This window comes from Pseudomonas sp. QTF5, assembly GCF_000512695.2.
Lineage (GTDB): Bacteria > Pseudomonadota > Gammaproteobacteria > Pseudomonadales > Pseudomonadaceae > Aquipseudomonas.
The window spans coordinates 18,034-42,075 of the sequence record NZ_AZRW02000045.1; the positions used below are offsets into that span (position 1 = coordinate 18,034).

At 58.4% G+C, this 24,042-nt stretch carries 28 protein-coding genes; 12 read left to right on the forward strand and 16 right to left on the reverse strand.

Features of this window, described 5'->3' with window-relative positions:
* Positions 1 to 187 precede the first annotated feature (187 nt).
* Positions 188 to 838 carry a hypothetical protein gene (locus tag IC37_RS25190; RefSeq protein WP_030129645.1) on the forward strand — a complete coding sequence of 217 codons (651 nt, stop codon included), beginning with the start codon at positions 188 to 190 and terminating at the stop codon, positions 836 to 838.
* A 119-nt stretch (positions 839 to 957) separates the two neighbouring features.
* On the opposite strand, the gene IC37_RS25195 is transcribed toward IC37_RS25190, so the two are convergent.
* The 3 genes from IC37_RS25195 to IC37_RS25205 all read right to left on the reverse strand — a co-directional run bounded on the left by IC37_RS25195 (position 958) and on the right by IC37_RS25205 (position 4,600).
* Positions 958 to 2,484, reverse strand: a complete 1,527-nt coding sequence (locus tag IC37_RS25195) for a SulP family inorganic anion transporter (protein WP_030129644.1) — start codon at positions 2,482 to 2,484, stop codon at positions 958 to 960.
* An 81-nt stretch (positions 2,485 to 2,565) separates the two neighbouring features.
* On the reverse strand, positions 2,566 to 3,297 hold the full coding sequence (locus IC37_RS25200) for a carbonic anhydrase (protein WP_030129643.1): 732 nt from the start codon (positions 3,295 to 3,297) through the stop codon (positions 2,566 to 2,568).
* A 244-nt stretch (positions 3,298 to 3,541) separates the two neighbouring features.
* Positions 3,542 to 4,600, reverse strand: a complete 1,059-nt coding sequence (locus IC37_RS25205) for a PA0069 family radical SAM protein (RefSeq protein WP_030129642.1) — start codon at positions 4,598 to 4,600, stop codon at positions 3,542 to 3,544.
* 229 nt (positions 4,601 to 4,829) lie between these two features.
* On the opposite strand from IC37_RS25205, the gene IC37_RS25210 reads away from it, so the two are divergent.
* On the forward strand, positions 4,830 to 5,132 hold the full coding sequence (locus IC37_RS25210; RefSeq protein WP_030129641.1) for a hypothetical protein: 303 nt from the start codon (positions 4,830 to 4,832) through the stop codon (positions 5,130 to 5,132).
* Between the two features lie 188 nt (positions 5,133 to 5,320).
* The gene (locus IC37_RS25215) at positions 5,321 to 5,962 is read left to right on the forward strand and encodes a tyrosine-protein phosphatase (protein WP_030129640.1); all 642 of its coding nucleotides are present in this window, start codon (positions 5,321 to 5,323) and stop codon (positions 5,960 to 5,962) included.
* A 9-nt stretch (positions 5,963 to 5,971) separates the two neighbouring features.
* Here the strand turns inward: IC37_RS25215 and IC37_RS25220 are convergent, their stop codons facing one another.
* From IC37_RS25220 to prlC, 3 genes are all read right to left on the reverse strand, one after another.
* Positions 5,972 to 8,011: a M3 family metallopeptidase gene (locus IC37_RS25220; protein ID WP_030129639.1), complete on the reverse strand. Its 2,040-nt coding sequence runs from the start codon at positions 8,009 to 8,011 to the stop codon at positions 5,972 to 5,974.
* A 112-nt stretch (positions 8,012 to 8,123) separates the two neighbouring features.
* Positions 8,124 to 8,411, reverse strand: coding sequence for a YheV family putative zinc ribbon protein (locus tag IC37_RS25225; RefSeq protein WP_030129638.1), 288 nt, complete (start codon positions 8,409 to 8,411; stop codon positions 8,124 to 8,126).
* Complete coding sequence (gene prlC / locus IC37_RS25230) at positions 8,408 to 10,459, reverse strand: oligopeptidase A (RefSeq protein ID WP_030129637.1); 2,052 nt, start codon at positions 10,457 to 10,459, stop codon at positions 8,408 to 8,410. Before prlC ends, IC37_RS25225 begins: the two co-directional genes overlap by 4 nt.
* 101 nt (positions 10,460 to 10,560) lie before the next feature.
* Here prlC and IC37_RS25235 point away from each other — a divergent pair, with 101 nt between their 5' ends.
* Positions 10,561 to 11,106, forward strand: a complete 546-nt coding sequence (locus IC37_RS25235; protein WP_030129636.1) for a gamma carbonic anhydrase family protein — start codon at positions 10,561 to 10,563, stop codon at positions 11,104 to 11,106.
* 39 nt (positions 11,107 to 11,145) lie between these two features.
* Positions 11,146 to 11,796: an HAD family hydrolase gene (locus IC37_RS25240; protein WP_030129635.1), complete on the forward strand. Its 651-nt coding sequence runs from the start codon at positions 11,146 to 11,148 to the stop codon at positions 11,794 to 11,796.
* A 110-nt stretch (positions 11,797 to 11,906) separates the two neighbouring features.
* Here IC37_RS25240 and IC37_RS25245 read toward each other — a convergent pair whose 3' ends face one another.
* Positions 11,907 to 12,998, reverse strand: coding sequence for an aminopeptidase (locus IC37_RS25245; protein ID WP_030129634.1), 1,092 nt, complete (start codon positions 12,996 to 12,998; stop codon positions 11,907 to 11,909).
* Positions 12,999 to 13,056: 58 nt separating this feature from the next.
* Between IC37_RS25245 and IC37_RS25250 the strand changes: the two genes are divergently transcribed.
* Entirely contained in the window at positions 13,057 to 13,473 is a 417-nt protein-coding gene (locus tag IC37_RS25250; protein WP_030129633.1) for a hypothetical protein, read from the forward strand.
* 40 nt (positions 13,474 to 13,513) lie between these two features.
* Positions 13,514 to 13,933: a hypothetical protein gene (locus IC37_RS25255; RefSeq protein WP_030129632.1), complete on the forward strand. Its 420-nt coding sequence runs from the start codon at positions 13,514 to 13,516 to the stop codon at positions 13,931 to 13,933.
* Positions 13,934 to 13,939: 6 nt separating this feature from the next.
* Here the strand turns inward: IC37_RS25255 and IC37_RS25260 are convergent, their stop codons facing one another.
* Positions 13,940 to 14,173 carry a DUF1161 domain-containing protein gene (locus IC37_RS25260; RefSeq protein ID WP_030129631.1) on the reverse strand — a complete coding sequence of 78 codons (234 nt, stop codon included), beginning with the start codon at positions 14,171 to 14,173 and terminating at the stop codon, positions 13,940 to 13,942.
* A 161-nt stretch (positions 14,174 to 14,334) separates the two neighbouring features.
* Positions 14,335 to 14,766, reverse strand: coding sequence for an OsmC family protein (locus IC37_RS25265; protein ID WP_030129630.1), 432 nt, complete (start codon positions 14,764 to 14,766; stop codon positions 14,335 to 14,337).
* A gap of 237 nt (positions 14,767 to 15,003) precedes the next feature.
* On the opposite strand from IC37_RS25265, the gene IC37_RS25270 reads away from it, so the two are divergent.
* Positions 15,004 to 16,005, forward strand: a complete 1,002-nt coding sequence (locus IC37_RS25270; RefSeq protein ID WP_030129629.1) for an LLM class flavin-dependent oxidoreductase — start codon at positions 15,004 to 15,006, stop codon at positions 16,003 to 16,005.
* A 64-nt stretch (positions 16,006 to 16,069) separates the two neighbouring features.
* On the opposite strand, the gene IC37_RS25275 is transcribed toward IC37_RS25270, so the two are convergent.
* Together IC37_RS25275 and IC37_RS25280 are read right to left on the reverse strand one after the other, a co-directional pair.
* On the reverse strand, positions 16,070 to 16,294 hold the full coding sequence (locus IC37_RS25275) for a DUF1161 domain-containing protein (protein WP_030129628.1): 225 nt from the start codon (positions 16,292 to 16,294) through the stop codon (positions 16,070 to 16,072).
* 130 nt (positions 16,295 to 16,424) lie between these two features.
* Complete coding sequence (locus IC37_RS25280) at positions 16,425 to 16,640, reverse strand: dodecin (protein ID WP_007902773.1); 216 nt, start codon at positions 16,638 to 16,640, stop codon at positions 16,425 to 16,427.
* A 156-nt stretch (positions 16,641 to 16,796) separates the two neighbouring features.
* Between IC37_RS25280 and IC37_RS25285 the strand changes: the two genes are divergently transcribed.
* Positions 16,797 to 17,123: a YqjD family protein gene (locus tag IC37_RS25285; protein ID WP_030129627.1), complete on the forward strand. Its 327-nt coding sequence runs from the start codon at positions 16,797 to 16,799 to the stop codon at positions 17,121 to 17,123.
* Here the strand turns inward: IC37_RS25285 and IC37_RS25290 are convergent.
* On the reverse strand, positions 17,120 to 18,013 hold the full coding sequence (locus IC37_RS25290; protein WP_030129626.1) for a LysR family transcriptional regulator: 894 nt from the start codon (positions 18,011 to 18,013) through the stop codon (positions 17,120 to 17,122). The genes IC37_RS25285 and IC37_RS25290 overlap by 4 nt on opposite strands.
* A 112-nt stretch (positions 18,014 to 18,125) precedes the next feature.
* On the opposite strand from IC37_RS25290, the gene trpB reads away from it, so the two are divergent.
* The 3 genes from trpB to IC37_RS25305 all read left to right on the forward strand — a co-directional run bounded on the left by trpB (position 18,126) and on the right by IC37_RS25305 (position 20,746).
* Positions 18,126 to 19,361, forward strand: a complete 1,236-nt coding sequence (gene trpB / locus IC37_RS25295) for a tryptophan synthase subunit beta (protein WP_007902766.1) — start codon at positions 18,126 to 18,128, stop codon at positions 19,359 to 19,361.
* Positions 19,361 to 20,173: a tryptophan synthase subunit alpha gene (gene trpA, locus IC37_RS25300; protein ID WP_030129625.1), complete on the forward strand. Its 813-nt coding sequence runs from the start codon at positions 19,361 to 19,363 to the stop codon at positions 20,171 to 20,173. The genes trpB and trpA overlap by 1 nt, the downstream gene beginning before the upstream one ends.
* A gap of 120 nt (positions 20,174 to 20,293) precedes the next feature.
* On the forward strand, positions 20,294 to 20,746 hold the full coding sequence (locus tag IC37_RS25305; protein WP_030129624.1) for an anti-virulence regulator CigR family protein: 453 nt from the start codon (positions 20,294 to 20,296) through the stop codon (positions 20,744 to 20,746).
* Between the two features lie 128 nt (positions 20,747 to 20,874).
* Here the strand turns inward: IC37_RS25305 and IC37_RS25310 are convergent, their stop codons facing one another.
* The 4 genes from IC37_RS25310 to IC37_RS25325 form a co-directional block, all read right to left on the reverse strand.
* The gene (locus tag IC37_RS25310) at positions 20,875 to 22,836 is read right to left on the reverse strand and encodes a DUF4105 domain-containing protein (RefSeq protein ID WP_030129623.1); all 1,962 of its coding nucleotides are present in this window, start codon (positions 22,834 to 22,836) and stop codon (positions 20,875 to 20,877) included.
* Positions 22,833 to 23,153, reverse strand: coding sequence for a DUF2388 domain-containing protein (locus IC37_RS25315; protein ID WP_008008047.1), 321 nt, complete (start codon positions 23,151 to 23,153; stop codon positions 22,833 to 22,835). The genes IC37_RS25310 and IC37_RS25315 overlap by 4 nt, the downstream gene beginning before the upstream one ends.
* Positions 23,154 to 23,181: 28 nt before the next feature.
* Entirely contained in the window at positions 23,182 to 23,499 is a 318-nt protein-coding gene (locus IC37_RS25320) for a DUF2388 domain-containing protein (RefSeq protein ID WP_030129622.1), read from the reverse strand.
* 222 nt (positions 23,500 to 23,721) lie between these two features.
* Complete coding sequence (locus IC37_RS25325) at positions 23,722 to 24,039, reverse strand: DUF2388 domain-containing protein (protein WP_007902756.1); 318 nt, start codon at positions 24,037 to 24,039, stop codon at positions 23,722 to 23,724.
* Between the last annotated feature and the right edge of the window lie 3 nt (positions 24,040 to 24,042).

The following is a 24,042-nucleotide window of genomic DNA, read 5'->3' on the forward strand; positions in this document are numbered from 1 at the left end:
CAACCGAAACAGGTTGGACTTGCGTTCCAGGTCGCGAATGGAGAAGGATGCAGACGAGTGGTGGCAAATCGATATAACGTAGACGTCTCAAGGATGAAATAATTATGACAAATGCGTCTTAGCCTTTTTCGTAAGCCAGCTAAGTTATGTCTTCCCTATTTCATTGCCTTTGTTTCCTGGAGTTTTCATGAACACCGCCGCATTGCGCGAGCAGATCCAAAAAGCCCAACAACATGAGGCCGAGACCGGCCTGTTGACTCGTCAGCTGGAAACCCAACTGCCGCACCTTCACTCCGCTATCCAATTGCCGGATGTCGATGCCAACGGCGTGATGACGCGTTTTGTGGCCGCGTATATAGAACAAGTGCCGGACCTGCTGGACGCAGCCAATGAAGTCGCGAGGGAAGCGGGCATCGAATCGCAGATCAAGCCGGTATTGAAAATCGCCGAGCAGTTCTTCCTCCAGCCGCCGGCGATCATGGCCGGTCATATCGGCCTGGACGGTCTGCTGGATGAAGCTTATCTGGCGCATCGGTTGGTCGAAGAGGTCAACGACCTGTACATCAAGCATTTTGGCCAGCCATTGATCCCCTTGGACATGACTGTTGCCAACCTGATTGCCCACCAACTGATCGGCGAGGAATTTGCCAATCAACTGGATGAGGCGGTGCATCACGCTGTGGACGAGATGCTTAACGATGAAAGTTTCGCGCTGGAATCGGTAGAGACCTACCGCGAGAAACTCAACAGCCCGGACACTGGCGCCGCGTGGAAGCGCTGGCCATGCCTGTCGCGCCAGCTGGGCGTGGGCCTTGAGCTGGATCAGCCAGCGGCTTGATTTAACGGTAGCAATTGAACACCTGTGGGAGCGGGCTTGCTCGCGAAAGCGGCGGATCAGTCGACATTAATGTTGAATGATTGACCGCTTTCGCGAGCAAGCCCGCTCCCACATTGTTTTTAAGCGGCTGAGCCTACTCCGGTTGTGGTACGTAACCGTCCTTCAAGCCTGCGCTTCAATCCCCGCGCTTCAATCAGCAGCTTCGAACCCTTGGCCGCATTGGCCCGGCCCCACTCCTCAAGCAACTCCAGACACGAGTGATCGATGTAGCTCAGGTTATTGAGCGGCACATGCACCGTTGCGCCTGCCGGAATGGTCCCCAGCACTTGGGTCAGCGCCGGTACCTTGAGGAAAGTCGCCGCCCCCACCAATCGCAGTTCCATTTCGCCGTCCGCTGGAAGATCGATCAGGCTGATTTTCAGGCGCGAAGCCTTCCACGCCAGTTTGGCCAGTGTCAGACCGAAGCCGATCAGCACGCCGGTCAGCAGGTCGGTGAAGATGATCGCCAGTGCGGTCGCCGCATAGGTGAACATCGGCATCCGGCCATAACGGCCCAGGCCGCGAAAGGCCTTGAGGTCCACCAGCTTGAAACCGGTGTAAACCAGGACGCCCGCCAGGCTCGCCACTGGAATGCTTTGCAGCACGCTCGATAGCAGCAGCACGAACGCCAGCAACCACAGACCGTGGAACACCGTCGACAGTCGGGTGGTGGCGCCGGCCTGAACGTTGGCCGAACTGCGCACGATCACTCCGGTCATCGGCAGTGCACCGAGCAAACCGCAGAGCATATTGCCGACGCCTTGTGCTGACAGTTCGCGGTCGAAGTCCGAGCGTTGTCCACTGTGCATGCGGTCCACGGCGGCGGCCGAGAGCAGGGTTTCGGCGCTGGCGATAAAGGCCACGGCGAAGGCAGCGATCAGCAAGGCCGGGTCTGCGAGATTGAGCAAGTCTGCCGGGCGCAGCCAGTCGATAGCTTCTGCCAGGTTGGCCGGGACTTCCACGCGTTTGACCTGCAAAGTGAGCATCAGGCTGGCGACCGTTGCCAGGCCGACCCCGAGCAATGCTCCGGGAACGAACCGCAGGGAATGCGGGCGCAGTTTTTCCCACAGCCACATCACGGCAATGGTCGACAGCCCAAGCAAACCTGCTTGCCAGCCAAACGAAGGCAAAGCCTGAATCACTGCAGCAGGGAAGGCCGCCAGATTATCCAGCCCCGACGGCTTGGGCACGGCATCGAGCATTACATGCACCTGTGACAGCACGATCAGCACCCCAATCCCGGCGAGCATGCCGTACACCACCGCGGGCGCGGTGACCCGAAACCAGCACCCCAGCTTCAAGCGTCCGGCCACCAATTGCAGAAAACCCGCCAGCAGCAGGATCGGCCCGAGCATGGCAATACCATGTTGGCGCACCAGTTCGAACACCAATACCGCCAGACCCGCCGCCGGGCCGCTGACTTGCAGTGGCGAACCGGCAAGCCAGCCGACCACCAGACCACCAATGATGCCAGTGATCAGTCCTTTGGACGGTGGCAGCCCCGAGGCGATGGCGATACCCATGCACAAGGGCAGGGCGACCAGAAACACAACCACCGAAGCCAGCAGCTCCCGTGGCAGAACAGCTATTAATTGAGCAGCACGCATGGTGACTCTCCCGAAGTTTTCTTCAGGCATGGCAAAGCCAGGCTGCCAGATCAGCAGCCTCGGCTAAACCATACGGAGGATTTAGAAGCGCGCTTTGGGCGTCGCCACCGGAATCGGATGACTGCCATCGAGCGGCAGGAAACACCCCTGATCCGCGTCGTAAGCATTGATTTCGCTGGTTTCGATGTTGTAAACCCAGCCATGGATAAACAACTGACCGTTGGCCATGCGCGAGGCCACCGACGGGTGCGTGCGCAAGTGCTGTAACTGAGCGATCACATTCTCTTCAGTGAGGATGTGCATGCTTTCGTTTTCATCAGTGCAATTGCAGTTGTCCTGGACCATGGTTTTTGCCACTTCGGCATGCCGCAACCAAGCCTTGACCGTCGGCATCTTTTCCAGGCTCTGCGGGTTGAGCACTGCGCGCATCGCGCCACAGTCAGAGTGCCCGCAGATAATGATGTGCTGCACGCCGAGAGCCAGCACCGCGTATTCGATGGCCGTGGAAACACCGCCGTTCATTTGCCCATAGGGCGGCACGACGTTGCCGACGTTGCGGGTGACGAACAAGTCGCCAGGGGCGCTTTGGGTAATCAGTTCGGGAACGATGCGTGAATCGGCACACGCGATGAACATCGCCCGAGGCCGCTGGGCCGTGGCGAGTTTTTTGAAGAGTTCTTCCTGCTGCGGAAAGATCTCGTGATGAAAGTGCAAAAAGCCGTCAACGATATGCTGCAGCGCTGCATCGGCGGTTTCCGCCTCGGGTTGGGCTGAAGCCGACGCAGCCAAAGGCTGTTTATCCTTGTCACTCATGATTCATCCTCTTTGGCGGAGTCAGGGAATTTTCCCGTTTTGTCCGGTGTGAAGCCAGTGGCTGTATAAAAAACATCCCGGTCGAAAAGCCAGACCCGTCAGTCACTCGATGAACAAGGTAGCCGTCGAAACTTAACTCAAACTGAATAAAACGCTCTAGAACGAGTGTTCCAGGTCACAGGAAACGTGACCAGCCTAAACGCGCTATATCGTTCTCTCTATTCAACCATAGGGCCAATTGTCCTTAAATCAACGACATTTGGCGACCCGGCGGACAAAAGGCTTCGCAATTCAGATTGAAACCTTCCCGACGATCGAGCCCCAGGCGCTTGATGGTTTTGGCGAAGCGTTGCGCCAACAGGTCGGCAAATGGCCCTTCACCGCGCATTCTGGCACCGAACCGGCTGTCGTAGAGCTCGCCTCCACGGCTTTGGCGGATCAGGCTCAACACATGAGCCGCACGCAGAGGATAGTGGGCGGCCAGCCACTCTTCGAACAGCGGCGCCACTTCCAGCGGCAAACGCAACATCATGTAGGCCGCGCTTTGCGCGCCGGCCGCATGGGCTTCGGTCAGCAGGCTTTCGAGTTCGCTGTCGTTGATCATTGGAATCATCGGTGAACACAAAACGCCCACCGGAATGCCGGCTTCGCGCATCACCCGGATCGCTCGCAGTCGTGCCTTGGGTGCCGCGGCGCGAGGTTCCAGGATGCGTTTGAGTTCGTCATCCAGCGTGGTCAGGCTGATCATCACCGCCACCAGCCTTTGCTCGGCGAGTTCGGCCAGCAGATCCAGATCGCGGAGAATCAGCGAGCCCTTGGTGATGATGGTCACCGGGTGGCGGTAACGCAGCAGCACTTCGAGCGTCTTGCGGGTGATTCTGTGTTCGCGCTCGATGGGCTGATAAGGGTCAGTGTTGGAGCCCAGGTTGATCGGCGCACATTGATAGCCGCGCCGGGACAGTTGCTCCTCCAGCACATCGGCGGCATTGGTTTTGGCGATCAGTCTGGTTTCGAAATCCAGCCCCGGTGACATGTCCCAATAGGCGTGGCTGGGCCGTGCGTAGCAATAGATGCAGCCGTGCTCGCAGCCGCGATAGGGATTGATCGAGCGATCGAAGGGTAAATCCGGCGAATTGTTACGGGTGATGATGGTTTTCGCTGTCTCGATGCGCACCTCGGTGCCTTGAGTCACCGGCACTTCCTGATACCAGCCGTCGTCCTCGGGCACCGAGCGGTTAGGCGCGAAACGGTTATGAGGGTTGGTCGCGGTGCCGCGACCGCGCGGCGGCAATGGAGTGCTCATCGGTCAATACTCGTTGCTGTATGTGCATACAGTATCCGAGGTCGGGCGAGCCGGCCAGTGCCGTTCGGCACTCTGGTGGGGCTGTCTACTTTTTGCCGACGGATAACTCGGGAAGTACAATTTTGGCAATGCCGGGAAACATATAACGGTTAGCCTGGAAGTAAGCCTTGTAAGTACTATTCGCGGCACACGAAGTGTTCGTGAATTACTCATTAAAAGGAATTAATAAATGTCGTTCTTTAATCAGCGCGGTATCTTTTTACAGCTTATGCAACCAAGTCCTTCGGAACCAAACACGCTCGTTTCAATGCAGCTTGCCCGTAAGGAATTGGGCTGGGATGCCGTAAACGAAGCGCAGATAGAGGCCTTGGTGGATTCCGTCTATATGACTGCAACCTCGGTTGATGGCGGGCGTTCCTTCAATATCAAAGTTGTCAAAAGTGATGTGGACGGTGACGGCGATATCGACAACGGCGACAAGGAAAAACTATTGGCTCTGGCAAAAGCTTATTCCAGTATCGTCAATCCGTAAGTATGTTTTCAAACTAAGCCTGTGTGGATATTCATGCAGGTTTAGTTGTGAGCGGTGCGTCGGATCAGCAATCGCAGAAATTCAAAAGGAGCTGATTCACGATCCTTTGACAGATGGCTCACGGACCTTTGACCGTTCAACGCTCATTGTGGCGTCGTCACCCCCGCCTCTCAATACGGTCGCCGAACATGTCCCCACGCCTCATCCTTGCGATATGTCTGTCGCTGGTTGCACTGTTCAACCTGACGTTCGCTCACGCTGACGAGACAATCGCGCCCCGTCCCGCCGAGTGGGCTCAACCGATCGAGGTTCAGTACAACCTTTTCCAGATGTCCCCGACGCTCTACCGCAGCGCATTACCCGACCGCGGAGTCGTTCCCTTGCTGGCAAAACTCAAGGTCGCCACGGTGATCAACTTCCTGCCCGAGTCCGATTCAAGCTGGCTGACCACGCCAGGTATCGAACAAGTTCAACTGCCCTACCGCACCAATCACGTGGATGATGCGGATGTACTCAGGTCCCTTCGGACCATTCAGAGTGCCGAGGCCAAAGGCCCGGTGTTGATGCACTGCAAACACGGCTCGGACCGGACTGGCCTGATGGCCGCCATGTACCGGGTGGTCGTGCAGGGATGGAGCAAGGAAGATGCCCTGAATGAGATGACTCAAGGTGGCTTTGGTGACAGCAGCCACTTCAGGGACGGTGTTCATTACATGATGCAGGCCGATGCCGACAAACTGCGCACTGCGCTGGCCAACGGGGAGTGCAGCACGAGCCCGTTTGCTACTTGTTCGATGAACAGTTGGTTCAAATCGGCGCATGTCGAGTAACGCATTGCGTCAACTGGCAATGACCTCTGGGGCGGTCGCAATAAACCCGTCGTCAATCGGCCGACCCAGGAACGCTGTCAGAGAGACCAGTAACGAGCGCGAGTCTCCGGGCGCAAAACAGGTCTCGCGAAATGCTCTGCCTGTCCGGGCGTTAAAGACCGAATCCTGCTGAAACCGTTTAAAGGCTTCGGTTGCCAGTACACCCGACCACTTGTAGGCATAAACCGAGGCCGCATACCCGGTCACCATGTAGTCAAAGCTGTTGGCGAACCGGCAATAGGACGGTAATTGCAAGTGAGGAATCTCCCGCAGTACGTCTTCAAATACCTGTTGAACGTAATAGCCGTCGCTCGGGCTGCGGTGCAATTCGAAATCGAACAACGCACCCATCAGAAATTGCGCGGTTTGCCAGCTGTTCTGGGTTTGAATGGCTGAAAGTGCTGCCTCGACACGCTCCTCGGTCAGGCGTTCGCCGGTCTCGTGGTGAGCCGCGAGCCACAGCAAAAACTCTCGTGACAGACAGCACTGTTCGAATAACTGGCCTGCAAACTCAGCTGAATCACGTCCCAGTTGGGAAATGCCGGAAAGGGTGTAGTGAGGCGAATGGGTCAATAAATGCTGCAAGCAATGACCAAATTCGTGGAACAGAACGCGCAGGTCCAGATGGGCAAGCAGGCAAGGCTGATCTGCGACGCCTGACGTGAAGTTGCTGTGCAGAACGGCAATCGGCAGCGTCAATCGACCTTCGGCGTTCAGCCGCCGGTTGCGATGAGTGGCGGTCCAGGCATAGTCCGGCGCTTCTTCGCGGTGGTAAGGATCAAGGTAGATATGTCCGATCACCTGTCCATGCTCGCTGACTTCAAACAGGCGAACACTGTCATGCCAGCGACTGAACTCTTTTTGCTCGACGATCTCGACCCCAAACATGTGCTCACTGAAGAAGCAGAGTCGGCGCAACGTCCCATCCAGCGGGAAATAATCGCGCAGGTTTCTCAGGGCGCCACCAAGGTGTTGCTGGCGTAAATGTTCGGCTAGAAACTCCTGGTCCCAAGGTTGGAACTCCGCGATATTGCGTTCCAGCGCAAATGCCTTGAGCACCTGTGCGTCTTTTTCGAAGACTGGCGTTGCCAGCGTTATTTGCCGCCGCAGGAACCCGCTGACGTGTGCGGTGGATTCCGCCATTTCCGTTGCCAGGTTCAATTGCGCGAAATTCTCATACCCCAGCAATCTGGCTTTCTGGTGACGCAGGGACAAGAGCAACGCCAGTACCGGACCATTATCGAATTGCCCCGCGTGGGGGCCTTGATCGGAAGCCCGTGTGCTGTAGGCAACGAAGTATTCTTCGCGCAGGGTTCGATCTTCTGCATACGTCATGACCTGATGATAGGTGTCCTGGGCCAGACGGATCAGCCACCCATCATGCCCTGCCTGTTGCGCGTTGAGCGCCAGGCGGTCTTTGGTTACCTGGGACAGTCCGCTGAGTCGTTCAATGTTATCGATGCGCTTGGTCCAGGCTGCGGAAGCACTCTCCAATTGAGTCATAAACAAGCGCTGGAGCGCGCTGATGTCGAAATTAATGCGAGCGAGTTGCTGCTGTTGTTCGGCAGGCAAGTCGATTCCCGACAAGCGAAATTTGCGCAAAATCTTGTCTAAAACCGCTTTGCGCGGCGCATCGAAGTTCGCTGCAATCGGGCTTTGAGCCAGCTGTTGGTAAACCCGGAACAGGGCCTGATTAAGCATCTTTTCGGAGGTGTATCGTGCCGCAGCGTCGCTGCATCTGGCACTCCGCTGTTTCCAGGCGGCGTCACGTTTCACCATGCCAAGGGTTTCGATGACGGACATGGCTTCACCCAGGCGTGCATCGGTTTCATCGACAGCCAACACCAGGTCATCCCAGGTCGGGAAAACGGTTTGGGAAGCGATGATTTCGGCCAGGGTCTGGCGGTTGTCCGCAATGATTGTTTCGATGGCCGGGACAAGATGCTCGGCGCGGACTTCTGAATAGGGCGGCAGCACCCAGGCTTGCAACAGCGGGTTGGTGTCGGACATGGCGTCTTCCTTGAATAACGGCTGATTTCGGTCAGCCTAAAAAGGAAGCGCAGGGGGAGGTGGTAGATAGTTACCACCTTCCACTCGATCAAAAGTGGAAGGTGGTGATGGCTCAGTGTTGCTCGTCTGGCTTCTTCTTCAACTTCGGGTTCGGAAAAAACTGCACGGCCTGGACCTTGGCATCTGGCACCTTGAGTGCCGAAGTATTGACCCGCGTGCCCAATTCCTTGGGCACCGACAGACCTTGTTCATTCAGCGTGTCGGAATAACCGCAGGCCACGCACTCGCGATGCGGAACGGCGTCTTCGCTCCACATCATCAGCTTGTCCGGCTCGCTGCAGGCCGGGCAGACCGCCCCGGCGATAAAGCGTTTTTTGGTAATCACATGTCCCTCACTCATGCTGCCGCGTCCTCACTCAGGCCGCTGTGGCGCAAGAGTGCGTCAATCGATGGCGCACGGCCACGGAAGTCGACGAACAGCACCATTGGTTCTTGGGAACCGCCCCGCGCCAGGATCGCTTCACGGAATGCACGACCAGTCTCGGCATTGAGCACGCCGTCTTCTTCGAATTTCGAGAAGGCATCGGCCGACAATACTTCAGCCCATTTATAGCTGTAGTAACCCGCCGCGTAACCGCCGGCAAAGATGTGGGCGAAGCTGTTGGGGAAACGGTTGTAGGCCGGCGGACGCATGACCGAGACTTCGTCGCGCACGCCTTCGAGCACTTGCAGCACACTGCGACCATCGCCGTGGGTGGCGTGCAGTTCGAAGTCGAACAGCGAGAACTCCAGTTGGCGGACCATCATCAGGCCGGACTGGAAGTTCTTCGCCGCGAGCATTTTCTCCAGCAGATCCTGAGGCAACGGCTCGCCGGTTTCGTAGTGACCGGAAATCAGCGCCAGACCTTCCGGCTCCCAGCACCAGTTTTCCATGAACTGGCTTGGCAGCTCGACCGCATCCCAGGCCACGCCATTGATGCCGGACACGCCAGCATGCTCGACGCGGGTCAGCAGGTGATGCAGGCCGTGACCGAATTCGTGGAACAGGGTGGTCACTTCGTCGTGGGTCAGCAGGGCTGGTTTACCGCTGTCGGCCGGGGTGAAATTGCACACCAGATTCGCCACCGGGCTTTGCAGCACGCCATTGATTGTGCGGCGATGATCGCGAGCGCCGTCCATCCAGGCACCGCCGCGCTTGTTGGCGCGGGCATACAGGTCGAAGAAGAATCGGCCGACGTGTTGGCCGTTTTCCTTGATTTCGAACAGGCGAACGTCCGGGTGCCAGGTATCGAAGCCTTTCAGCTCGGCGATCTCGATGCCGTACAGGCGCTGGACGATGGCGAACAACCCACCCAGAACCTTGTCGATCGGGAAGTATGCGCGAAGGGTTTCCTGGGCGACGCTGTAGCGCTGTTCGCGAAGTTTTTCACCGTAGAAACCGCTGTCCCAGCTTTGCAGGTCCGGGCAACCTTGTTCGGCGGCGTAGGCCTTGAGCTGTTGCAGATCCTGGGCGGCGAAAGGCTTGCTGCGTTTTGCCAGGTCGCGCAGGAAACTCAGTACCTGATCATTGGACTCGGCCATTTTGGTGGCCAGGCTCAGCTCCGAGAAGCTGGTGAAGCCCAACAGTTTTGCCAGCTCCTGACGCAGGTCGAGGATCTCTTCCATGACCGGGCCGTTATCATTCTGACCGGCATTCGGGCCTTGGTCCGACGCACGGGTGCAATAGGCGGCGTAGAGTTCTTCACGCAGGGCGCGGTCGTGGGCGTAGGTCATCACCGCGTAGTAACTCGGGAATTCCAGGGTGATCAGCCAGCCGTCGAGGTCTTTGGCTTGTGCGGCGGCGGCCATTTGTGCCTTGGCCGACTCGGTCAGGCCGGCGAGGGCGGCTTCGTCGGTGACGTGCTTGGTCCAGGCCTGGGTGGCGTCGAGCAACTGATTGGAGAAGCGGCTGCCCAGCTCCGACAGTTTGCTCTGCACATCGGCGTAACGCTTTTGCTCAGGCGCAGGCAGGTCGATACCCGACAGACGGAAGTCACGCAGGGCGTGTTCCAGGATCGTTTTCTGCGCCACGTCGAAACCGGCAGCCTCAGGGCTGTTGGCCAGCGCTTCAAAGGCCTGGAACAGTTCACGGTTCTGGCCCAGCTCGGTGGCGTAGGCGCTCAAGGCCGGCAGGCAGGACTCGTAGGCTTCGCGCAACTCGGCGCTGTTGCACACGGCATTGAGGTGGCTGACCGGGCTCCAGGCGGCGCCCAGACGATCGTTGAGCTCATCCATCGCCAGCACCAGGCCGGCCCAGGTCGGTTGTTTGCCCTGGGTTTTGAGGATGTCGACAATGGCGGCGCGGTTGTCAGCCAGGATCTTTTCAATGGCCGGTTGCACGTGTTCGGCACGGATCGCCGAGAATGGCGGCAGGTCGTAGGACTGCAGAAGAGGGTTGTTCACGCTCACGGTTGGCACCTTGGCTGGAAAACATGCGGGAAGAAACATGGCCCCATCTTAATTACAATCGACGCTCACCGCAGCTATCAGCAAAAGAGAGAGAGCCTATCGTGACCCTTCGCAAGTATCAGAACCACACGCCGCTGCTGGGCAAAGGCGCCTTTGTCGACGGCTCGGCGGTGGTGATCGGCGACGTCGAAATCGGCGAAGACAGCTCCGTCTGGCCGCTGACAGTGATCCGCGGCGACATGCATCGCATCCGAATCGGTGCGCGCACCAGTGTGCAGGACGGCTGCGTGCTGCACATTACCCACGCCGGGCCGTTCAATCCTGATGGCTTCCCGCTGCTGATCGGCGCCGATGTGACCATCGCGCATAAAGTCATGCTTCATGGTTGTGCCGTGGGTAACCGGATTCTGATCGGCATGGGCAGCATCGTCATGGACGGTGCGGTGGTCGAGGACGATGTGATCATCGGCGCCGGCAGTCTGGTACCCCCGGGCAAGCGCCTGGAAAGCGGTTTCCTCTATGTCGGTAGCCCGGTGAAACAGATCCGTCCGCTGACGGACAAGGAAAAAGCCTTTTTCACCTACAGTGCGGCGAATTACGTAAAGCTCAAGGATCTGCATCTGGCCGAGGGCTACGACCAGCTCTAAGCCTCTTGATAACGGAAAGTGTCTTGCTCAGGAATTTTCATGCACTACCAAACCGTACTGTTCGACCTCGATGGCACGCTGACCGACCCGCGCGAAGGCATCACCCGCTCCATCCAGTTCGCCCTGAGCAAACTGGGGATCGATGAGCCGGACCTGACCAGGCTTGAGCATTTCATTGGCCCGCCGTTGTTGCAGGCGTTCATGCAGTTCTACGCCTTCGACGAACCCAAGGCCTGGGAAGCGGTGAACTTCTATCGCGAGCGCTTCAAGGTCACCGGCCTGTATGAGAACCGCGTGTTCGACGGCGTCACGCCGCTGCTGGAAACCCTCGGTGGGCAAGGGCGACAGCTGTACATCGCGACCTCCAAGCCGTGGGTTTTCGCCCGGGAAATCGCCCGGCACTTCGACTTCGCCAAGCATTTCAAAGTGATTTACGGCAGTGAGCTGGATGGCACGCGAACCGACAAGGTCGAGCTGATTGCGCACTTGATGAGCGAAGAAGGCCTGGACCCGGCCAATACCCTGATGATCGGCGACCGTAAACACGATCTGATCGGCGCTCGCAGCAATGGACTGGACGCGGCGGCGGTGGGTTATGGGTTTGGCAGCCGAGAGGAGTTGAGCGCAGAAGCACCGGCGTATCACTTCGAAACGCTGGAGGAGATGCATCAGGCGTTTTTGCAGCGTTAGTTGAATCGCCTTCGCGGGCAAGCTCGCTCCCACAGGGGATTTGTATTTTGCCAAAGGGCTTTGGCATATACCGATCTAATGTGTGCGGGCTTGCTCGCGAAGAGGCCCGCTCAGCCACCGGAACTGGCTGATCCCGCCAACACCTTCAACGCCGCCTTACGCTCCTCAACCGGTAATGCGCCCAATTTCTCCACCGCCGCATAAAACCTCACCCAATCCCCATCGACCTGCCCGAACAGCGCGGCAAACGCCGGCACCCATTGGTCATACAAACCAAACGGCAACAGTCGAGCATTGTTCATCGGGGTGTTGATCCAGGCGTCGTAGCGTTTATTCCCGGCCCATTGGCTGTCGCGCAGCGTCCGGTATTCACGGCGCAATTGTTCGAACTCTGCCGCTTTCCGTTTACGCATTTGCTCGGCAGGCAGCGGCAGCGTGTAAAGCCGTTCCAGCCTCTTGCGGGCGTCTAGAACCAATTGGATGAACTGGTCGCGTTGCTGCTCCAACGCTCCATTATCCGGCGGCATACCGCGGAATGCGCGCCATTGCCGAGTGCCTTCCTGTTCGACGAAGGTGGCGAAGGATTCGTTGAACTCGGTGTCGTCTTTCACATAAAAACGTTGATGGGCGAGTTCGTGAAAAATCAGCGTGGCCAACCGTTCGTCGCCCCAACCCATCATCGAGCTCATGATCGGGTCGTTGAACCAACCGAGCGTCGAATAGGCCTCGACGCCGCCGATCGACACGTCCATACCTTGCAGACGCTGCAAGGCGGCCTCACCGCGGGCAGCGCTCTGGCTGTAATACCCGCGATAGGCGACGCAGCCAGCGATGGGGAAGCAATGGTTCTGCGGCTTCAACGAAAACTCCGGCGTGGCAAAGACATTCCAGACTACAAACGGTCGACCGATGTCGGCGTACAGGCGGTAGCTCGGGTTGTCTGGCAGGTGCAGGTGTTGGCTGGCGAATGTCCGGGCCTTTTGTGATTGGGCCAGACGCGCGCGCAATTGCTGATCGCGGCCTGGATCTGAAATCACACTGGAAACCGGCTCCCGTGCCCGCAGCAAGTGCAGCTGACCACTGGCCAATTGGCCGTAATAGCTGATGCTGGCGCAGCCATTGAGCAACAAAAGAAACACACCCGGAAACAAAATGCGTAAAACGCGATCAAGTAACCCAAGGCTTGGACGCGGCCTGATCAAAATGAATCATCCCTGGAAAGTCTGCCCGCAAGACTATCCCGCCTATTGGAGCTCCGCTATGCGCAAGTTGATGCTGACGGGAGGCCTGCTGATGCTGGCCGGTTGTGCTGGAGTGCCCACCCCTGATCCTTCGCAGGCATGGATCGATCTGGATTCACAGCTGGAAGACACCGCGCTGCAAGCGCTGGAAGTCGATGACAAGGCTTCGATCGATAAGCGCTACTTCGAGGTGCAGCCTGGTAGCCATGAGCTGACGGTTCGCTACTTGTTTGCAGTCCAGCCGACCAACATTGGCCCCGACGCCGAGCCGCTGTGGCGCGACTGCCAGTTGAATGTGAAATTCAAGGACTTCAACGCCGGTCAGCGGTATCAGTTGCAAGCGGGGTATATCGGCTTTCGGCCGTGGGCGAAGCTCTACGATCAACAGCGAAAAGTGATTGGGCAGGGCACCCCCGCAGGCTGCCAACGTACCTGATCGGCGCTATGCTGAATAACCAGTCCTTGGGATATTCATCATGCGCAGGTTGTTGCTGTTACTCGCTGCTGGCGCCTTTGTCGGTTGCGCGAGTCCGTTGCCGGCGGTCGATCCGCAGATGGCCTGGGTCGACTTCGCCACACCGAGCCCTGGCGGTAAATTGCTGATGGCCGAACGGCTGGACAACCAGCGGCTGAGCGACGGGCGTTACTTCCAGGTCACCCCGGGTAGCCATGAGCTGAGAGTCCGTTTCGATTTTGAAGTGTTTGGCGGAGGCTCGGGTTTGATGAATGCTCCGCTGGAACGGCTGTGCTACCTGACCATCAACTACGACCATTTCGAGGCCGGCCAGCGTTACCTGCTGGAAGCGCGTTCCATAGCGTTCACTCCCAGCGCCCGGCTGTACAACGCGAAGCGGGAGATTGTCGCCGAGGATCGACTGACTAATTGCGTCATGTGAGACGAATCAACGGTCATTTTTTTGGTAGATGATTTTCTTGGTGCCGCCTTCGCATGAGCCGACGACCATGTTCTGATCGTGCACTTCGTCATTGGTGACGATTTCCAGGGTGTAGGACGTGACGTTATTGGCCTGGATCTTGGCTTCGATCTCGGCCTTGAGTTCCTCACAGGATTTCGGTGCCGCGAGGGCCGATGTGGCCAGCGTGCAACAGATAACTGCCAAGGCAAAACGTTTCATGGTTGAAGCTCCCTTGAGGCAGCGCGCATGGTGATGCGCTGAAGCTGCTGTCATTTATTCGACCACAGTTTCGCCGGTCAGGCTGTAATGCAGGACAAAAAAGATCGCAGCCTTCGGCAGTTCCTACAGGAAGCTGCCGAAGGCTGCGATCTTTTATCGGTTTAGCTGATCAACGTCGCATCCAGGCTGATTTTCGCATTCAACACTTTGGAGACTGGGCAGCCTTCTTTGGCCTTGTTGCTCAGTTCCTCGAATTGCGCCTGGGTCGCCCCGGGGATTTTCGCCTTGAGAATCAGTTTTACCGCTGTGATTGCAAAGCCACCGTCTACCTGGTCCAAGGTGACTTCGGCATTGGTGTCGATACTGTCAGCCTTAAGGTTGGCCTCGCCGAGAATCATTGAAAATGCCATGGAGAAACAGCCCGCATGAGCCGCGCCGATCAACTCTTCCGGATTGGTGCCTTTACCGCCTTCGAAACGGGCCTTGAAGCCGTAGGGCGCTTCTCTGAGGACACCGGTTTCGGTGGAAATCGAGCCGATACCGGTTTTCAGATCACCTTCCCAATGAGCCGATGCCTTCTTTGTGATAGCCATGTCTGCCTCCTCAAGATCCGGCGCGAAACGTCGCGCCTTCGTGGTTTTCGGTTGCCAGGGTTCTGAGGATAGACCGTCAGGCAAAGTTCACCTCATCCGATCAGTCCTCTAATTGTGTAGGAATTTGGTCTCTTCTATTGAAACTCGGGTATATGCCCTCATTGCAGAGAACACGCTTATAGACTCGGCAGGTTTCGTTCGTGAAAAAACCTGCTTACCCATTGGAGAAGCAGGTTCATGAAACGACTGTCTGATATCAAGTTTTCGACCCTCGATCTGGTGCCCGTTCGGGAGAACGGCAGTGCGGCCCAGTCCCTGCACAATTCCCTGGATCTGGCGCAGCACGTCGAAAAACTCGGCTACAACCGCTTCTGGGTCGCCGAGCACCACAACATGGACGGGATCGCCAGTTCGGCGACCTCAGTTCTGCTGGGCTATCTGGCCGGTGGCACCTCGACCATTCGTGTCGGTTCGGGTGGCGTGATGCTGCCCAACCACGCGCCGCTGGTGATCGCCGAGCAGTTCGGCACCCTCGAAAGTCTGTACCCGGGACGGATCGACCTGGGCCTGGGGCGCGCGCCCGGCTCCGATCAGATGACCGCCCGCGCCTTGCGTCGTGAGCGCTCCGGCAGCGCCGACGACTTCCCGGAAGACGTAGCCGAACTGATGCGCTACCTCGGTCCACGCACGCCGGACCAGCGGATCATTGCCATGCCGGGTACCGGCACCAACGTCCCGATCTGGTTACTGGGTTCGAGCCTGTTCAGTGCCCAACTGGCCGGTGAGCGCGGTTTGCCCTACGCCTTTGCCTCACATTTCGCACCGCGCTTCATGCATGAGGCGATTCGCGTTTACCGCAACCACTTCAAGCCTTCCGCGGTTTTGGATAAGCCTTACGTGATGCTCGGCGTGCCACTGGTGGCCGCGGATACCGATGAGCAGGCTAATTACCTGGCAACCTCAGTCTACCAGCGGATTCTCGCGTTGATGCGTGGCCAGAGCCTAGTGCAACGCCCGCCGGTGAAGACCATGGACGGCCTGTGGCTGCCCCATGAGAAAGAAGCGGTCGGTGATTTCCTTGGTCTGGCCATGGTCGGCAGCCCGCAGAAAATCCGCGCCAAGCTGGAAGTGTTGATCGAACAGACTCAGGCCGATGAGCTGATTTTTACCTGTGACCTGTACGAACATGCCGATCGCGTGCATTCCTATGAGTTGCTGGCGCAGGTCATGAAGGGCTGAGGCGCAAACAGCGCCCACAAAAAAGCCGACGCCATTGCGTCGGCTTTTTCATTTTCGAGGGCGGTCAGCCTTGTTTGTAGACGATTTGCCTGGAGCCTTTTTCACAGGTACCGACGACTTTTCCGTCAGCAGCAGCGCCTTTGTCGACGATCTCCAGTGTGTAATTGGAAACGCCCTTGGCATCCAGTTTCGCTGAGATTTCGGCTTTCAGCTCGTCGCACGACTTGCCCTGGGCAAAGGCTGTTCCCGCAAGGCTCAACAAACCTATCGCCAAAATAAACTTCTTCATGGGTTGCACTCCCTGGTCGGATCAATAGGGGGAGGGCATCCAGCTATCGGCCGGACGCACTCACCACGTAGCGCTTTGCCATTCCCTATGGCATTCGGCCGGCGCGCAAGTTCAGAAGACTAGCTTAAGCTCAGCTACTGGCAATCCGAAATCCGACTTTGAGCGTCACCTGGAAGTGTGCCGCTTTGCCGTCCTTGATGTGTCCGCGGGTTTCGGTCACTTCAAACCATTCCATGTACTTGAGACTTTTGTTGGCTTCAGCCAGGGCGTTGTTGATGGCGTCTTCAATGCTGGTGGTGGATGAGCCAACCAGTTCGACTTTTTTGTAGGTGTGATGGTCAGTCATGGCGTTCTCCTAAGGGTGTGAAATACAGCCTAGCAGTGATTTTTCGTATTTCTTCTGTCGGCCAATTCGAAGTGGAAGTTCAGATTTACTGCACTTTCTCGAACCCCTGAAGTCCCAACCAACACACGCACTCATCAACAATGCAGGAGAGCCACCATGGCCAACACCTCGTTACGCAAAGCCTCATTGCAAAGCATGGAAGCCGAGATCGAGAGTCTGCTGAAATCGTTGGAAAGCCTGAAGGACGACGCCTCGGACGAGTCGCGTAGAACCATTAAAACGCTGAAAAGCAACGCCGAGAACGCGCTGAAACATTCCCGCCATCTGCTCGCCGATGCCTATGAAGAGGTCAAGGTCAAAACCCGTGAAACCGGGATCGCGACACGTGACTACGCCCAGGAACACCCTTGGACTACAGCCGGCGTCGCCGTTGGTGCGCTGGGTCTTCTGGCAGCCTACCTGCTGTGCAAACGCGGTAATTAAGGCGCCTGGCGCAGTTCGTTTTTAAGCCATTGCGCCAATTGCCGAGCGCGGCCGTCCGCGGCGCGCTTGGGTAGCCATAACGCCAGTTGCGCCGGGGTTTCACAGAAACCCCATGGCGCAACCAGGCGACCGGCCTTCAAGTCCTCGGCCACCAGCGGCTCGGGCGCGATGGCCACACCCAGCCCGGCCACTGCCGCCTCCAGCAAGTAATACAAATGCTCGAAACCCTGACCGTACTTCAGCGCCCTGGCGTCGAGGCCGCTTTGCTGTGCCCAGCTTGGCCAGGCTTGCGGGCGTGAGGTGGTGTGCAGCAAAGGCTCAGTCAGCAGTGCGTTTGGCGGTGCGTTCTGCAGCCTTTCATGACCGATGAATCGGGGGCTCATGACCGGGCCGATGCGTTCGCTGGCCAATTCGTAGACCTGCATGTCTGTCGGCCATGGCGGTTCGGCAAACACCAGCAAGGCATCCAGGCCCGGCCGCCGTGGATCGAGATCGCCTTCGCCAGCCGACAGGTGCAAGCGCAGATCCGGCAGGTCCGCATTGAGCCGCCCCAAACGCGGAATGAACCAGCGCGCCAGCAGGCTGCCAGAGCAGCCGAGCACGAACGGCGCATCGGCGGTGCTCTGGGTCAGTTCGGCGCAAACGCTGCGCAAACGTTCGAAGGCTTCGCCGCTGGCATCGCGCAAACGAACACCGGCATCTGTGAGTTTAAGGCCGCGTCCATCCTTGATGAACAGACTCACGCCGAGGTGTTCTTCCAGCACCTTGAGTTGTCGGCTGACCGCACCATGAGTGACGTGCAGCTGTTCGGCGGCCTGACTGACGCTGTTCAGGCGGGCAGTGGCTTCGAAGGCGCGAAGGGCGTTCAGCGGAGGAAGGTCGTGGCTCATTGGATCTGTGAGTTTTCCTGACAGGTTACGGCGATCTTATCGGTTTTCAGTGCGGGATGTCAGGGGTAGAGTGAACCCCATCGTCACCTCTCGAATACAACTGGAGCGACCCATGACCCAGACTAATCTGCGCAACGGCCCCGACGCCAACGGCCTGTTCGGCGCGTTCGGTGGCCGTTACGTCGCCGAAACCCTGATGCCGTTGATCCTCGATCTGGCCCGCGAATACGAAGCGGCCAAGGAAGATCCGGCGTTCAAAGAAGAATTGGCCTACTTCCAGCGAGATTACGTCGGACGTCCAAGCCCACTGTATTTCGCCGAGCGTCTAACCGAGTTCTGTGGTGGCGCGAAGATTTACCTCAAGCGCGAAGAGCTGAACCACACCGGCGCGCACAAGATCAACAACTGCATCGGCCAGATCCTGCTGGCGCGGCGCATGGGCAAAAAACGCATCATCGCTGAGACCGGCGCTGGCATGCACGGCGTGGCGACCGCCACCGTGGCTGCGCGTTTTGGCCTCGATTGCGTGATCTACATGGGCACCACCGACATTGAGCGTCAGCAAGCCAACGTGTTTCGCATGAAACTGCTGGGCGCCGAAGTGATCCCGGTGGTCGCCGGTACCGGTACCCTTAAAGATGCGATGAACGAAGCCCTGCGTGACTGGGTGACCAACGTCGACAGCACCTTCTACCTGATCGGCACCGTGGCCGGCCCGCACCCGTACCCTGCCATGGTTCGTGACTTCCAGGCTGTGATCGGCAAGGAAACCCGCGAACAGTTGCAAGCTCAGGAAGGCCGTCTGCCAGACAGTCTGGTGGCGTGCATCGGTGGTGGTTCCAATGCCATGGGCCTGTTCCACCCGTTCCTCGATGACAAGAGCGTTGAGATCATCGGCGTCGAAGCCGCCGGTTATGGCATCGAAACCGGCAAGCACGCGGCCAGTCTGAATGGCGGTGTGCCGGGCGTGTTGCACGGCAACCGTACTTTCCTGCTGCAGGACGATGATGGTCAAATCATCGACGCCCACTCGATTTCCGCCGGCCTCGACTATCCGGGCATCGGCCCGGAACACGCCTGGTTGCATGATATCGGCCGCGTTCAGTACACCTCGGTGACCGACGATGAAGCCCTCGACGCGTTCCACAAATGCTGTCGCCTGGAAGGGATTATTCCTGCACTGGAAAGCGCCCATGCCCTGGCCGAAGTGTTCAAACGCGCACCGACGTTGCCGAAAGATCACCTGATGGTGGTCAACCTGTCCGGCCGTGGCGATAAAGACATGCAAACCGTGATGCACCACATGGAACACTCTCAACAAGAGCAATCCAAGCAGGAGAAACACTGATGAGCCGCCTGCAAACGCGTTTTGCCGAACTCAAGGAACAGAACCGCGCCGCCCTGGTGACCTTCGTGACCGCCGGCGACCCGAGCTACGATACATCTCTGGCGATCCTCAAGGGCTTGCCGGGAGCGGGTGCCGACGTGATCGAGTTGGGCATGCCCTTCACCGATCCGATGGCCGATGGCCCGGCGATTCAACTGGCCAACATTCGTGCCTTGGGCGCCAAACAGAACCTGGCGAAAACCCTGCAAATGGTTCGCGAATTCCGCGAAGGCAATAGTGAGACTCCGCTGGTGCTGATGGGTTACTTCAACCCGATTCACATGTACGGCGTGCCTCGCTTCATCGCTGAAGCCAAAGAGGCCGGTGTCGATGGCTTGATCGTGGTCGACATGCCGCCCGAGCATAACGGCGAGCTGTGTGATCCTGCACAGGCGGCAGGCCTGGACTTCATTCGTCTGACCACTCCGACGACTGATGACGTGCGCTTGCCGACCGTTCTGAATGGCAGTTCCGGCTTTGTTTACTATGTGTCCGTGGCGGGTGTGACCGGTGCGGGCGCGGCGACTCTGGAGCATGTCGAAGAAGCTGTCACCCGTCTGCGTCGCCATACCGATCTGCCGATCAGCATCGGTTTTGGTATCCGCACACCGGAGCAAGCGGCGGCCATCGCCCGTCTGGCTGACGGTGTGGTGGTGGGGTCGGCACTGATCGATCACATCGCCAATGCCTCGACACCGGATCAGGCTGTGGAGGGTGTACTCAGCCTGTGCGCTGCCTTGTCTGACGGCGTACGTAAAGCGCGGGTCAGCTGAAGGTAAAGTTCCTGATACAGAGGAATTAGAGCCTCGCGGCACAGACTAAACAGCAAGACCGAGGGCTTCAGGACGACGTTCTGAAGCCCTTTTTGTTGTATGGCTGCGAGGAAAGACCTGATGAAAATGCCGAAACGTCTGATTGCCAGCATGGGCGTGCTGATGCTCAGTGCGACCCCGTTGCTGCACGCCAGCGCCGATCAGCGCGACGATCACGACCGCGGCGGGCCGCAGCAGGGCCATTACGATAACCGCGGTGACAATCGTGGCGACGATCACCGTGGCCCGCAGGATCATCGCGGCGGTCCACCACGGGATTTCGGCCCGGTGCGGCAGACCATCCACGATAACCATGGCTATTTCGTACGCGGTGCGCCGCCACCTCCAGGCGTTCATCTGGTCCGTGGCCGGCCATTACCTCACGGTTATTACGGCGAACGCCTGGATAACCGCGCGTTGGGCCGACTGCCGTACTACCCGGGGTATGAGTGGCGTCGTGCGGGCGGCGATATTGTGCTGATCGCCGTAGGCACCGGGATTGTTTATGAAATTCTTGATGGGGTTTTGTATTGATTCACAGCTAAGTAATCAGGCAACCCACTGTGGCGAGGGAGCTTGCTCCCGCTGGTGCGCGAAGCGTCCCCAAAATCGGAGCAAGCTCCCTCGCCACAGAGGGTTCTACTCTTTCGGGGTCCTATGCTTCAGGGCAATTCCAACCCACCCGCAGCCTTGTGCAACTTCCGCAAATGTTCGCCAACCTGCTTCAGGTTGGCTTCGTTGGCGGCCATCTCGGCGGCACGACTCGGTTCGAGCAACGCTCTCACTTCCTTGTCGAGATCCCCGGTCAGCGCTTGCAGCTGCTTCTGGCGCAGGCTGCTTTCCGACTCCAGGCGCGTCCACTCGCTTGGTTGCGGCAAACCATAACCACCGGTGCCAAGCAGTTCGGCCGGACGGCTGAGGAAGCCGCTGTTGGCGAGAATCTCCTGCAAGGTCGCATTGGCCTTATCCATGCCGCCATTCTTCAATTCCCGAGCGCCCAGATAACGTTGCTTCACTTCGTCCTGGGCCAGCACCATCTGCTGACGGAAACTGGCCTGCTCCAGCAGCAGCAACGCCGCGCTGGTGCGCAAATCAGCCTGATCAATCCATTTGCGGCGCTCATCAGCTTTCAAGGCCAGCCAGTCCTCGACCTTGTCCTGCTTGATCGGCAAATGCTTTTTCAGCACTTCGAACATCGCTTGATAACGCTCGCGGAAGGAATCGAAGCGATAGCCCAGACGTAATGCTTCGCGGGGATCGTCCAGCACGCTGGTGTCCGCCAATCCGCGGCCCTTGAGCACCTCCAGCAAACCGTTAGGCATGATGCTGTCGAGGCCGACCAGTTGCGCATTGTTGGTGCTGCTGCGCAGTAATTTCAGGCCTTCTACCGCGCAGTTGTTGGACAGGAAAAAATAGTTGCCGTCGTAACTCCAGTGCATCTCCGCGGCGTGCTCCACCACGTCTTCGATCTCGTTTTGCGACAGGTTCAGCGGCACTGAGGCCAGGCTGCGCAGTTCGGTCTTGGTGTATTCGTCGATCACCTGGGCCAGTGGCAAGACAAACAGGCGCGACGGGTATTTACCCACCAGCCCATCCCAGCTCGACAGCTGTAAGTCACCGACGAAGGCGCGGTAGGACAACACCAGATGCTGATCCAGATCCAGTCGACAATCTGGCCCGCGAGGCCGACCCGGTGCACAGATCACTAGCCGCAGCATGCTGTGGCCCCAGCGGCTGACCCAGTTCTGGTTGGCTTCTGCCAGTAGATAGTCAACAGCGTAAACCCGCTCCGGATCGACCTGACCCAGGGGCTGCTTGGCGAAGTCGTTACCCGCATTGAGGAAGGCGAATGATTGGGCGCATGTGTCTTTGGCGGCGGGCGCCCAGCCGAAATGTTCTTTGTAGTAGCGATACAGCGCAGGGCGACGGCAGGCATAGCTTGGGTCGAGGAGGAAGTACTCCATGTTGACCGCGACGAACTCCTTCGGGCTGCTCGTCTCGTAGATGTCCGGGCTGCGGGCAATCTGCCGGTTGTGCTGTTCGCGCTCGCCGCGCCGACCGACGTATTGCGGCCAGCCGGCCAAATCCAGCAGACGAGGGTCATCGCTGAGGGTCCAGCGTCGCTCCGTCTGCCCACGGCATTGATCGGGGATGCCGATCAGCCCGGAGCTGCTGTGACGTTGCGTGCAACGCTGGATCAGCGTGCGCTCGGCGGCAGGCCACAGGCGCGCACGGTCATAAATGTGGGTGAGTTCATGCAGCACCGTGGCGAGCATTTCCCGGCGCACGGTACCGTGGGGGCGATATGTTTTTTTGGTCGCGGCGCTGCCGTTGGTGAGGCTGGCGAGCAGATTGCGATTCAGGTCGAGCTCGGACACCAGCGACGCCTGGCCGTAAGCATCGCTCGGCATGTCGTCGGTCCAGCCAACATCAATGCGCCGGTCCAGTTGTTCAATGAAGCGCGGGGGTAACGCCTGCATGGCTTCATCGAGCAGCGCCTGACTGGCCTGCTGTTGCGCGGGGCTCAGGCCGTCGGTCTTGAGCCGTAGTTGCAGGCCGGCCTGAGCCGTGTTGCCAAGCAGCAACACAACCCCGGCCAGCAGCCAGGCACCTAGCGACTTCACAGTGCGAGGATGGCTTCGGCGAGAACCTGATCACTGGCGTCTCGGGCTTCCGGTACGCGGGTGCGCAAGGTGTCGAAGGCCGCTTCCAGGTGTGCGCCACGGATTTCACCGTCGCTGGCGACGAAACTGGCCGCATCGTCGTGGGCTTCACGGACAATCTTCGAATCACGGATGGACGTGGTGGTATCGGACGTGAAATCAAGCGTGCGCTGGGAGGCACGAATGATGATGTTACTGGTGGCTACCAGGGTGTGCGCCTGGGCCACGTCGGCCAACAACAGCAGGCCAAGGGTGGCAGCAATCAGCGGGCTACGCATGGAACGACTCCGGAGGAACAAGGGATAACTATTGGACGAGAATTGCCTCTGCCAGTTCAAGGTCGCTGGCATGAAGTTTTGGCTGGGTCCGGCGCAGGTAAATCAAGGCGGACTCCAGTTGCGATCCTCGCAGTTGGCCGTCACTGGCAATGAACGCGGCAGCGTCATCCCGGGCGGCGATCAGCAGTTTATGGTCGAAGGGCGCGGAGGTCACCATGCTGGAAGCATAACCACTGGCCACGGTGCCTTGCGTAGAGAGGTTGAAAGCGTCGAAGGCATGGGCCGAACCCGACCAGCAAGCCGCAAGAAAAACCGCAGTGATCGACAGATTGGAAAGAAAACGCATGAGACTCGTTAGCTGAAAGCGAGTCCAAAGGCTAGCGCAATGCCCGGGCTAGAGCCAGTGCCGAAACATTGGGACACCTGTGGGAGCGGGCTTGCTCGCGAAAGCGGTGTGTCAGGCGACATCAATGTTGGATGTGCTGACGCCTTCGCGAGCAAGCCCGCTCCCACATGGATTGCATTTAACTGAACAGCATTAGGGCGTGTCCCGTGTCAGAGCTGTCGCTTAGATCGTCAGGATAGCCTGGGCCAGCTGTGCGTCGGTCGCATTCAGTTGTGGAGTCTGTTGGCGGATATGGTCGAGAGCACTTTCCAGTTTCACACCACGAATGGCGCCTTCACTGGCGACGAAGCTGGCAGCATCGTCACGAGCAGCACGGACGATTTTGTCGTCGCGAAAGGAAGACGAGACATCCGACGTTGCGTCGGAAGAAGCCTTCAATCCACCCACAATGGAATCGGTGGTTACGATAAAGCTGGTGGCGTGAGAATTGGCGGCCACGGCAAGCAGGGCGGCAGCACTGAGCAGACGAAGACGGGACATGGG